Origin of the sequence: Dyadobacter sp. CY261, from assembly GCF_021440085.1 — a bacterium.
Lineage (GTDB): Bacteria > Bacteroidota > Bacteroidia > Cytophagales > Spirosomataceae > Dyadobacter.
In genome coordinates this window covers 384666-396478 of sequence record NZ_JAKCPW010000007.1, presented here as the reverse complement: position 1 = coordinate 396478, position 11813 = coordinate 384666, and the positions used below count along the sequence as shown (strand labels likewise).

At 50.4% G+C, this 11813-nt stretch carries 11 protein-coding genes; 6 read left to right on the top strand and 5 right to left on the bottom strand.

Annotated features, from left to right (window positions below; genetic code table 11):
- The first annotated feature begins 53 nt into the window (after positions 1–53).
- Together LZD49_RS21025 and LZD49_RS21020 are read left to right on the top strand one after the other, a co-directional pair.
- A complete protein-coding gene (locus tag LZD49_RS21025; RefSeq protein WP_234669635.1) occupies positions 54–251 on the top strand; it encodes a hypothetical protein in 198 nt (65 codons plus the stop codon).
- Between the two features lie 53 nt (positions 252–304).
- Entirely contained in the window at positions 305–985 is a 681-nt protein-coding gene (locus tag LZD49_RS21020; protein ID WP_234669634.1) for a hypothetical protein, read from the top strand.
- Between the two features lie 18 nt (positions 986–1003).
- On the opposite strand, the gene LZD49_RS21015 is transcribed toward LZD49_RS21020, so the two are convergent.
- The gene (locus LZD49_RS21015; RefSeq protein WP_234669632.1) at positions 1004–2587 is read right to left on the bottom strand and encodes a Na+/H+ antiporter; all 1584 of its coding nucleotides are present in this window, start codon (positions 2585–2587) and stop codon (positions 1004–1006) included.
- Between the two features lie 231 nt (positions 2588–2818).
- Positions 2819–3082, bottom strand: coding sequence for a SemiSWEET family sugar transporter (locus LZD49_RS21010; RefSeq protein WP_234669630.1), 264 nt, complete (start codon positions 3080–3082; stop codon positions 2819–2821).
- Positions 3083–3332: 250 nt separating this feature from the next.
- On the opposite strand from LZD49_RS21010, the gene LZD49_RS21005 reads away from it, so the two are divergent.
- Both LZD49_RS21005 and LZD49_RS21000 read left to right on the top strand, forming a co-directional pair.
- Entirely contained in the window at positions 3333–4100 is a 768-nt protein-coding gene (locus LZD49_RS21005; RefSeq protein ID WP_234669628.1) for an SDR family NAD(P)-dependent oxidoreductase, read from the top strand.
- Positions 4101–4537: 437 nt separating this feature from the next.
- Complete coding sequence (locus LZD49_RS21000; RefSeq protein WP_234669626.1) at positions 4538–5431, top strand: AraC family transcriptional regulator; 894 nt, start codon at positions 4538–4540, stop codon at positions 5429–5431.
- A 126-nt stretch (positions 5432–5557) separates the two neighbouring features.
- On the opposite strand, the gene LZD49_RS20995 is transcribed toward LZD49_RS21000, so the two are convergent.
- The 3 genes from LZD49_RS20995 to LZD49_RS20985 all read right to left on the bottom strand — a co-directional run bounded on the left by LZD49_RS20995 (position 5558) and on the right by LZD49_RS20985 (position 9137).
- Complete coding sequence (locus LZD49_RS20995) at positions 5558–7960, bottom strand: ABC transporter permease (protein ID WP_234669625.1); 2403 nt, start codon at positions 7958–7960, stop codon at positions 5558–5560.
- A gap of 105 nt (positions 7961–8065) precedes the next feature.
- Positions 8066–8563 carry a hypothetical protein gene (locus LZD49_RS20990; RefSeq protein WP_234669623.1) on the bottom strand — a complete coding sequence of 166 codons (498 nt, stop codon included), beginning with the start codon at positions 8561–8563 and terminating at the stop codon, positions 8066–8068.
- Between the two features lie 238 nt (positions 8564–8801).
- On the bottom strand, positions 8802–9137 hold the full coding sequence (locus LZD49_RS20985) for a hypothetical protein (RefSeq protein ID WP_234669622.1): 336 nt from the start codon (positions 9135–9137) through the stop codon (positions 8802–8804).
- 102 nt (positions 9138–9239) lie between these two features.
- Between LZD49_RS20985 and LZD49_RS20980 the strand changes: the two genes are divergently transcribed.
- Both LZD49_RS20980 and LZD49_RS20975 read left to right on the top strand, forming a co-directional pair.
- On the top strand, positions 9240–10055 hold the full coding sequence (locus tag LZD49_RS20980) for an AraC family transcriptional regulator (protein WP_234669620.1): 816 nt from the start codon (positions 9240–9242) through the stop codon (positions 10053–10055).
- Between the two features lie 51 nt (positions 10056–10106).
- Positions 10107–11690 carry an FAD-dependent monooxygenase gene (locus LZD49_RS20975; RefSeq protein ID WP_234669619.1) on the top strand — a complete coding sequence of 528 codons (1584 nt, stop codon included), beginning with the start codon at positions 10107–10109 and terminating at the stop codon, positions 11688–11690.
- The last annotated feature ends 123 nt before the right edge of the window (positions 11691–11813 follow it).

The following is an 11813-nucleotide window of genomic DNA, read 5'->3' as shown; positions in this document are numbered from 1 at the left end:
ATTCCTTTCAAGAGAGGTTAATTTTGTATTGTTCAAAACATAACCTACTCATTATGAAAAACTTAAGACAGTCAGAATACCGCAGTTCAATTGCGAATGACACGCCTCAAACCTCCGAAACGTCGCTCGCCCAAACGAATGAAGACTTACTGGTTTTCTTTCTTTCCATGTTTACGACGGTCCAACTCGAAGAATCGCTGGCGGAACAGCGCCACGCCCGGCAGTATGAACTTGCCCAGCAAGCCGTGTGACCAATGCACTTTCCCATTTTCTTCACACCCCATTTTAATCAAATCTCCTAGTCATGAAAAACATTATGAAGTTATTTGCCACCGCAGCTATTTTGCTCGGTTCTTTAACCGACCTATCAGCACAACAGGTTTACAAAAACCGCCCGCAGTTCCCCTATTCGAACCGCTTTACCCTGGGTGGCGGGGTAAGTCAGATCCTGTTGGGCGGGTTCAATGTACAGGCCGAATACACGACCAACCGTTTCGTATTCGATTATTCTCACGGTTTTAACCTCCATTTCGATGGAAATGCCGCCTCACTGGTGGCACAGCGGCAACACCTGGCCGAAAAGCTCAAACAAACGTTGGGAGTTGGCATTGGTTACCGCATCACCCCGGAATTCGACATCCGGTTTGAGCCGAAAATCCATTTTTATGAGTTGAATTATGATGGGAAAGCGGAAGAAACCAAGCCGTTGACCACCTATAAAACAGTAACATTGGGGGCCGGCGCGTATTATCGATACTATCCTTTCCGCCGACAGGAGAATGCGTTGGCGGGAATCCTGATCATGCCCAGCGTACGCTACTGGCCGAACGTATGGACGTCGCTCGACGACGATAAATTTACCTACTTTAACAAGGTAACCGACCGGGCGGAAACCTACAAGGCCGCTCCGCAAGGTTTTACGGCCACCAAAGGTCTGTTCGCGAATGTGACGCTTGCCTACACCTTCGGCTTCAACCGGAAATAATGGCGGGGAGCGGTTTGGTCAGATGATTTTTAACCGCTCCTCCTCCAAATCGATCTGGTACAGCTGCTGGCGGATGATTTCCTCGTCGATCTTCGGGTCCTTATTCAGTTCAACAAGATATTGACGCTGCGTTTCAAGCAATTCCACAAAGATTGCCTTGGTCTTTTCATTCATCCAGCTATCCTCGGTCGCCTTGGCCCTCTCTTCCCATTGTCGCAGGAATTTCTCCATCCCTCCAAGACCGTTCGGTTCGTTTTCGTATTTGTTTTTGAGAAACTCGTACACATGCTGTTTGAGCCCGCGCTTCATTTTTTGCCGGGTCAGCTCCTCCGATTCCTCGTTCGCGATGCCTTCCAGCAACCGTCCCCGCCTGATAATGTACGGAAGTGTGAGGCCCTGAACCAGGAGCGTCGACAGTATCGCGATGAAGGTAATGAAGAGGATCAGGTTCCTGTGCGGGAATGGTGTGCCGCCGTCGAGGGTAATGGGAATGGCCAATGCAGCCGCCAACGATACAACGCCGCGCATGCCGGTCCAGCCGAGCAGCAATGGCATGAGCAGTCGGCGGGCGTTGGAACTGGCACGTGGCGCGACGCTGGGCCGGAAGATTAGCGTGGCGATCATCGCACAGTAGGAACTGATAATTCTTGAAATGACCAAAACACACGTAACCAATAAGCCATAGCCGATCGCTGTCTGTAACCGGATGCCATCGCTCCGCAAGCCTTCGACAATTTCCGGAAGTTCAAGACCGATGATGAGGAATACCACGCCATTTAAAATAAACACAAAGCTTTCCCACACACTAAAACCCCGGATGCGGCTCGCGCTGTTCAGAAAAACCAGCCGGTTTGCCGACATCATCAGTCCACCGCTCACCACAGCCAGCACGCCCGAACAATGCATCTGCTCGGCAGCCCAATACATAAAATAAGGTTCGATCAACGTCAATGCAATATCCGACGGTGCATCGGTAGGCAGGCGTTTCTGTGCCTGGACAAAAAACCAGGCGATCAGTAGCCCAATGCCCGAACCGCCGATCACCATCCATAAAAAGCTGACAGCTGCATCCTGCCAGATAAACTGCCCCGTTCCCACAGCCGCCAATGCAAAGCGGAAGATGATAAGCGAAGAAGCATCGTTCAATAAACTTTCCCCTTCCAGGATGGCAGAAGTGGATCTGGGGACTTTCACAAATTTCATGATCGCGCCCGTGCTCACGGCATCGGGCGGGGATACAATTCCTCCCAACAAAAAGCCCAATGCAATGCTGAATCCCGGAATGAAATGATTCGCAGTAACCGCCACCGAAAATGCGGTGAAGAACACGACCAGGAAAGCAAAACTCCCGATAATCCTCCACCACTTTTTCATTTCTTTGAGGGAAATGGACCAGGCGGCTTCAAATAGTAACGGCGGCAGGAAAATAAAAAAGATAAGGTCGGGATGAACCTCGACCAGGGGCAGCCCCGGAACGAAGCTGACCAGCAACCCGGCCATCACCAGCAAAATAGGATATGCGATTTTCAGCTTCGCAGCCCACATATTCAGCAATACAATGGCCGCTACCATTGCAAGTAGAAAGGGTAAAATGTTATGCATGAAGAACGATTTATCAGGCCAAAGGGATGTTTGGCAAATGTAATGTTTTGATAAATAGCTCAACCTCTATTTCTCACCTTATTCGCTCCGCATGGCCTTTGCCGGGTCATCCAATGCAGCCCGGATTGCCTGACAGCTGACGGTAGCAATAGCCGCAAATATTCAAACTTCTCATCCGATAGTGAACAATGCAGATCCGACAGCGGACAAGCCGATAGCTGATTGGTTGAATCAATCGTTGTCTTTGTATTTATACTTCAAAAACAGCATGGCCACGTTCAGGCATATGGTGAAAATGTTTGTGGAAATGATGGGAATGTCCTTTTTGTCAAGACCATAATAGACCCACAGTGCATTGCCAGTGAGCAGCACGATAAACATGGTCATCGATACCTCGCTGGCTTTCTTCTTTTTAATGGTCGTAACCAGCTGGGGAATAACCGCCGACGATGTGCATATCCCGGCAACAAGGCCCAGCCCTTCTATAAAGTCCATTGGGTGGCGTTTTAGAATTTATTCAGATATACGCTCCATTTTGCAGCGCGACCTGGGATTGATAAGTAAATCGGGACGGCGATGGAAAGAATTATGCCAAAGTCGGCCGGTAGTCGGAATACTGCAAGTGTGAGCCGACGGGCAAGGGTTTTTGACTTACTTCCGTGGAATGTATAAGTATATCCATAGATCGTCAAAATGGATGGCAGCCCGGTGAGCGAACTTTGTATCAACCAAAACATCAGAAATCATGGATACAAAAAATCACTCATCGAAAATCGTCCTCGTAACAGGCGGCAGCCGGGGAATAGGCAAAAGTATCGCGTTGAGTGCAGCGGCACGCGGCATCGACGTCATCCTGACCTACAATAGCAACCCAGAGCAAGGCCAGGCCGTGGCCGAAACGATCAACAGCAACGGTGGCAAGGCCGTGGCAATGCATTTGGACACCGCTAAAACCAGCACATTCGTCAATTTCGCCGACCAGGTTTCCCAGGCGCTCAAAGCAGAATGGGGCCGCGAAGACTTTGACTACCTCGTTAACAATGCAGGCATTTCCCAACGCACGCTGATCAAAGACACGACGGAAGAGATTTTTGACCGGCTCGTGGATGTGAATTTCAAAGGCGTCTTTTTCCTGACCCAAAAACTGATCCCCCTGATCGTGGATGGCGGGCAGGTCATTAACATTTCTTCCGGCCTAGCGCGTTTTGCATTCCCAGGAGTGGCGGTGTACGGCGCGCTGAAAGCAGGCGTCGAAGGTCTGACGCGCTATTTTGCCAAGGAATATGCCGCGCGCAGAATCCGTGTGAACAGCGTAGCTCCCGGCGCGATCGATACGGAATTCGGAGGTGGAAAAGGCGACGAAAGCCACCGTGCCCAGATCGCCACCATGACGGCCCTCGGTCGCCTGGGCGAAGCCGAAGACGTGGGCGATTTCGTAGCATCGCTACTTTCGGAAGACAGCCGCTTTGTAAACGCCCAACGCATCGAAATTGGAGGGGGGATTATGATATGACGGCTGACGGCCGACCGCTGACGGCCGACCGCTTGTGGGCCTAAGGCCCTGACCATAGACGATGGACCATGGACGATGGTTATCAAATAAAAGTCAGTCCAAGGTCGGTGGATTATGATATGACGGCCGACCGCCGACCGCTTGTGGGCCTGCGGCCCTGACCATAGACGATGGACCATGGACGATGGTTATCAAATAAAAGTCAGTCCAAGGTCGGTGGATTATGATATGACGGCTGACCGCCGACCGCCGACCGCTTGTGGGCCTGCGGCCCTGACCATAGACGATGGACCATGGACCATGGTTATCAAATAAAAGTCAGTCCAAGGTCGGCGGTCTATGGTCGGCGGTCTATGGTCGGCGGTCGGCCGTCGGCGGTCAGCGGTCGGCGGTCAGCCGTCATCCCCGCTTTTACGTAACTTTAACTCAAAATCGCCGTGCAATACACCGACATCACATCCATATCGCAATTGCTTTCATTCTTCCGGTACGACAAGCCGGTGCATCCGCTGATTGCCGTAGTGGACCTGGCCAAGGTGGAGCGGTCGCATAGAATACCAGATGCCGCATACCGGCTGGATCTTTATTCCATTGCCTGCAAACAAATAGAGGGTTCTTTCAAATACGGGCGCACTGATTATGATTTCTCGGAAGGGTCACTGATGTTCACTGCACCCAACCAGGTACTTTCGCCCGGCATTGAAAACAAGGTAGAAGGCTGGGCGATCTACATTCATCCCGACTTTCTCCACGCCGACAGCCGGGGGCGGAAACTAACCAGTTATTCCTTTTTCGGTTACGACACCCATGAATGCCTGCACATTTCGGATGCAGAGAAAAAAGTACTGGAAGATTGCGTAGCCAATATCTCCCGCGAAATCTCGATGAATGTCGACACGCATTCACACAATCTCATCCTGACCAACCTCGAACTGCTCCTGTCCTACTGCTCCCGGTTTTACGACCGCCAGTTTCTGACGCGCGTCAAGGCAAGCAATGACATTGTAGAAAGATTTGACCGGGCTTTGAACGATTATTTTGCCCAAAACACGCTGATTGATACAGGTGTGCCGGATGTGAAGTTCTTTGCGTCGCAACTCAACCTTTCGGCCAATTACCTGACCGATTTGTTGACCAGATACACCGGAAAATCAACCTACGAGCACATTCATCTGAAGTTGATCGACAAAGCGAAGGACCTGCTATGGAGCACCCAGATGCCCGTCAGCGCCATAGCCTATGACCTGGGTTTTGAACACCCGTCGCATTTTACGAAGCTTTTCAAAAACAAAACCGGCTATTCGCCCAGAGCTTACAGAAATTTAAACTGAAACATCCGATGACATCGCAGGTATGAAATTCACCAAACCAGTTCTGAATGTATTTTATTCAGACATCAACGATGGGCTAAAATTGTTAACTAGCGCCCAGGCCAAATAGGCAGCATTATTTAGTTGCTATTCACTTTTCAAACTCCGCACCGGGTTCATCAATGCCGCGCGGATACTTTGGAAGCTGACGGTAAACAATGCGATCATAATCGACAGTAAACCAGCGAGCAGGAACACCCACCATTTGATTTCGGTGTGATAGGCAAAATCCTGTAACCAGTTTTTCATACCATACCAGGCCACAGGAGAGGCGATCAGGATGGCGATGAGGACAGGTTTGAGAAAGTCCTTTGAAAGCAGCCCCACAATGCTCGGTACCGACGCACCTAATACTTTTCTGACACCAATTTCTTTGGTCCGTAACTCCGCCATAAACATCGAAAGCCCCAACAATCCCATGCAGGAAATAAGGATCGCAATGCCGGCGAACACACCAAAAAGCAACTGCTGGGTTTGCTCGCGCGCGTATAATTTCCCAAAGCGCTGGTCAAGAAACTCGTATTGAAATGGTACGTCGGGAAAACGCTCCTTCCAAATCGACCCGATATGGTCGATAGCTCCCGGGATGTTGCCGCCCGCAATCTGTACCGACACGCGTCCAAGACGGCCTGGCTGGTAGAACATGACAATAGGTGCTACTTTCTGGTGCAATGACTCGAAATGATAATCTTTGGTGACGCCGATGATCTGCCCGCGCATCTCGCCATAACCGAAACGGTTGCCAATGGCGTCGTCGGGGTTTTTCCAGCCCAGCAGACGTGCTGCGGTTTCGTTGAGCACAAAGCCATTGGTGCGGTCGGTGGGATGCTGGCGGGAAAAGTTACGCCCCGCGGCCATGGCGATCTGGTAAGCAGGAATAAAATCCTCATCCACGGAAAGCGATTTGACACTGATTTCGGTAGGAGCCATCGAATCGCCTTTCATGACGAACGCTTCCCAGGAATCCAGCAACCGGCCCGAAGGTATCCTCGACGACCGCCCTACTTCATTTACGCCTGGATTTTCTTTAAAGCGCTGCCGGATCGCCTCCACATCAACCGTAGAATCATCCGGCATTGAAAAGGTGATCACTTGATCTTTACTATATCCCAATTTGTAATTCTGGATATACCGCATCTGATTGTAAACAACCGTGGTACTGATGATCAGCGCCACCGCAATCGCGAATTGTGCTACCACCAGCGTTTGGCGCAATTGTCCGTTTTTCAATGCGGACGCAATTTTTCCTTTCAAAACTTCGATTGGTTGAAAGCCTGTCATAAAAAAGGCTGGATAACTGCCGGCGACGAGGCCTGTGAATACGGTGATGCCGAAAAGGATCGCCAGAAATACCGGATCCAGCAATGCGCCCATTGAAAGCTGCTTTTGGGTAAAATTATTGAACAGCGGAAGGCATAATACCACCGTTACGAAGGCGATAATCACAGAAATCAGCACAAGCAGCACCGATTCGCTTAGAAACTGGTTGATTAGCTGCGTCCGCACCGCGCCTATCACCTTTCGCATACCGACTTCCTTGGCACGCGTGGCCGATTTGGCGGTGGCAAGGTTCATATAATTGATGCAGGCGATCAGCAGAATAAATACCGCAATCGCCGAAAAGAGGTATACGTACTGAATATCGCCGTTGCCTTCAATTTCCGAATCCAGGTGCGAGCGCAAGTGAATGTCGGTTAGCTTGGTAAGTGTCAGGATAGAATATTTCGAGGCTTTCGGATCGATGTGTTTATTCTGAAATGCGGGAAATGCGGCGGCCAGTTTTTGCGCGTCGTAATGTTTTGGTAAAAGCAAAAAGGTCGAGAAAGAGTTATTGCCCCAGTTAGATCTAAGGCTCTCCGCTCCGTAAATGCGGTCGTCGTTTAACGTAGAGAATGAGACGAGGAAACTAGGATGGAAATGCGACTGCGCGGGTAGCGGCTCAAAAACACCCGTTACCGTGTAATCGAACTGGTTATCCAGCCGAACCACTTTGCCGATGGGGTCCTCCTTTCCGAAATATTTCTCGGCCATGGGTTTGGAGAACATGATCGAAAAAGGGTTTTCAAGCGCTTTTTCCGGGTTTCCACGATCTATTTTAAATGTAAAAACTTTGAAAATATTGGCTTCGGCAGCGAACATCTGTTCTTCTGCAAACCGGTTCTCACCATACTTTACCAGCGCGCCCGTTTCGAGTAGCCTCACCACCTCTTCGACTTGCGGAAAATCCTGTTTTACCAGCGGGCCAAAAGGTGGTGCCGCATGTCCGAGACGCAACGATTCCGTGCCGTCGTTGGCCAGGAAGGTGCGGTTTAGCCGGTAAATGCGATCGGCGTGTTCGTGAAAGCGGTCGTAGGCCAGTTCATCCTTCACATAAAGGGCTAGCAGCAGAAAGCAGCTAAGCCCCAGGGATACACCGGCTATATTGATGAAACTGAAAGCTTTATACTTTGTCAGGTTGCGGAGCGCTATTTTCAGATAGTTCTTGAACATATGGTTTGCATTTAGGATCGTAGGTCGGGAGTAGATTCCACTCCGGCTTACCCTTGACAACAAATGCATGCCACTTTCATTAGCTACTAATAATCAACCTGTTAGTTAATAATATTTGTCCGAAATCGGACGGTATTGTTCGGCGCTATGGTCGGGAAAGTCACTAACCCGCTCCCCCTGAGAATGCAATGCAAGCTCCTCGGTAAGATTTGCCACCTGTTTACAATGCTGATGAATCATCACCGTATTGATATTTGAACCGTTGATCAGGCCCAGCAACGTCTCATATTCTGCGATTATCTGCCGATGAACATACACAATCTTTCCAAGCGCCATATCCGTATCGCCCTCCATTTGCATGATCATCATTGGGTGCTTGTCGGGACGGGTAATGCAACCGTCGCGCATGCAACATTTGAGTGCGTCGTATAGGTTTGCCATTTCCTTTTTCAACACCGAACAAATCATATAATCCCGCGTCAACAAATTTCGCAACCGAAAGGGCATTTCCTGGCGCATAGCAACCGTCATAACCAGTTGCTGCATCTTATAAAGGCGCCAAATCTTCACGACCTGCGTAACAACCGCTTTTACGTTTTCCATATCAACTGATGTTTATGATGCATCAGCAATAATCATTCCAAATTTTTGGTTTTCAGTTATTTAAAGCCGGTTACAAATACGAGACGACAGGAGATAACTCCCGTTTCGACGCTAATAACGCCTGATCCGACTATGCTCTGGTTCAGAAGACAACTCCCCTTTTCGACTTTAAAACGCTTGCTTAGGCAAAAAAAAGAGCAGGAGATAACTCCTGCTGCTCCCATGATGCCCGACCATCTTAACGGCGGTCGTCTTTTGCTTTTTCTTTAAGCTCCTTCGCCTCCTCTTTGGTTGCTTCGTATGCTTTTTCTGCACCTTTTTTCGTCTTTTTAGCGCCTTTTTTCACGCCTTTTTTAGTTGCGTCGTAAGCCTTTTCGGAACCATCGGCTACTTTTTCCGCACCATCTTCCGCTTTGTCTCCCACATATTTGGCGTCCTTCTTAATTTCTTTTCCGGCTTTCCGGCCCGCCTCTTTTGTTTCCGCGGCTGCTTTTTCTGCTTTTGATTGATCGTCCTGCGAGTAGGCGGCAAATGACATGACACAGAATGCGATCAGAACTGCTAATTTTTTCATGATATTTAAAATTTGTTGTTTCAGAGGCCACTTGGCTCGTATAACCCAACAAAAATCATTCCCACGGCCATTCGGTACTTCCGAATTAACCTATCTTGCAAAATGCAGCACGAGGAATTTGAACCACCGGAAGAATTGCAGGATACGATAAAGTGCTTCTGGTACGACAGAAGGGACTTTGGAGCGGTACAATCCGGCTTTGAAGTAATACCAGACGGGTACGCAGAAATTATTTTTTATTTTGGAGGCCATTGCAGCATTTCCAGCCACAGAGACTTGCCACTCCCGTCTCCTTTCGTGGTAGGCTTGCTCAATAAGCCTGTTATTTTTTATTCAAAAAACCGTTTGGAAATAATCGGTGTCCGGTGTTATCCGTGGACTGTCTTCGATTTACTTGGGTTACCATCCGGCAAAGGTAGCGTGCACATATTGGCGCATCCGATTGCTCAGCTTCAATCCACATTGAGTGATTTGATTGGCACGGGCAGGGTCGATGAAGCAGTGACCCAGTTAAGACATTTTTTCCTGGACGTCCGCTCGCGGGTTGCGATTGACAGTATGCTATTCAAAGCGGGCGTCGCCATGAGCGAAGCGAAGGGCACTATACCGGTGAGCCAGGTAGCTGAGGCGGCACATGCGACAGTCCGCACGCTGGAACGAAAATTCAAACAGTCTTCCGGCCATACGGTGAAAGACGTGTCCGCGCTGATGCGCTTTGAGCAGGTAAGAAATCATCTATGGCTTGATCCGGGAGCGAACATTGCGGGCCTCGCCCATGAATTCGGCTATGCCGATCAGTCCCATCTCAGCAGGGAGTTCAAGCGGTACAGCGGCACTACCCCCGCGGCGTTCGCGCGAACAGCGAAAAAAAGGCAACTGGCCGCCGACCGTGATTTTGTCGCGTTTGTACAAGCCTGACGCCAGTACGTTGCGGATTTTTGTGTTTCAACTACCCGAAACACAATCGCTATGCAAACTAAATTTAAAAGCAGCAAATCCACTCAAAATCAACCTGTCTACGATGTAATCATCTCCGGCGCAGGGCCTGTCGGCCTGTTTCTCGCCTGTGAACTTGCGCTGGCCAAATGTTCGGTACTGATACTCGAAAAAGCCGACAATCCACATTCGCCGTTGAAGCAACTTCCATTCGGGATACGCGGCCTCTCCACCCCCACCATTGAAGCGCTTGATCGTCGCGGGCTGCTGCAAGAACTTGAAATACATAAGCGCGTCAAAAACCCGCACGCCATCCCCGCTTCCGGACCCAGCCCCCAGCCCGAACGCCAGGTAGGGCACTTTGCCGGTATCTCCTTTTATCCCGGCAAAATAGACGCTTCTCGATGGAGTAATCGACTGACAAGCTCAACAGAAACGCATTTGCTGTCTGAAATGGAAGAGCTGGAAACAATATTCGCTCGTCGGGCAGCAACCCTGGGCGTCGAAATCAATTATGGCACCGCCATCACAGGCTTTCACCAGACGGCGGATGGCGTTACGGTCCAATGTGCTGAACATTCATTCGAAAGCAAATGGCTTGTGGGCTGCGATGGTAGCCGGAGTATTGTTCGCAAGGCAGGTGGTTTTGAATTCGCTGGTACGGAACCCGAATTTACCGGCTACTCGGTCCAGGCGGACATTATCAACCCGGAAAAGCTCAAACCAGGCCGCAATATGACCGCCACCGGCATGTACCTGCAATCGCAGCCGGGCTACCTCGTCATCCAGGACTTTGACGGCGGCGCATTTCATGGTACCGGTCAGCCCGTTACGCTCGAACACATTCAGCAGGTGCTGCGCCGCATTTCGGGAACCGACGTAACCCTCGCCACCCTGCATATTGCCACCACCTGGACAGACCGGGCACGACAGGCCACTACCTATTGCAACGGCAGGGTACTTCTAGCCGGTGATGCCGCACATATTCACTCTCCACTGGGCGGCCAGGGGCTTAACCTCGGCTTGGGCGATGCCATGAACCTCGGTTGGAAACTCGCCGCTACAATTCATAGTAATGCACCGGAAGGCTTGCTGGACAGCTATTATGCCGAACGGCACCCCATTGGCACAAAAGTCCTGGACTGGTCACGCGCACAGGTGGCAATCATGAAGCCAGACCCGCACGCCCGCGCGCTGAATGCCATTTTCCGTGACCTGATGGACACGCGCGACGTTACCACCTACATTGCCGGACGGGTTTGGGGTGTTGACACGCATTATGACCTTGGAGGAGAACATCCGTTAATCGGCTATTATGTTCCCAATTTCGAGTTCGATGACGGTGTAAAAATCGGTGAGCTGATGCGCGACGGCAGGGGGCTAGTGATTGATTTTGATACAAATCATTCACTCAAAACCTGGGCTGGCCAGCATCGCGATCGAGTTAACTACGTTTCCGGCCGGGCGAAAGATCGGCTGGGATTGAACGCCGCATTGGTGCGCCCCGACGGAATCATTGCCTGGGCTTCTGACGGCAAACCCGATTACAGTGAGTTTCAAAGTTCCGTCGAACGTTGGTTTGCTAGTAATTCAGGCATTATCCATTCCAATTCATAAGTCGGTTCACAGGTCCATGAGTATGACGCCGGTGACGCGAATCGGTAAGTGAGAGAACCGCTGATGTCCGCGCTCCCTGCCATCACATCCTTGCACCGTCCTCCGTAGCGCGGGCACTGCATC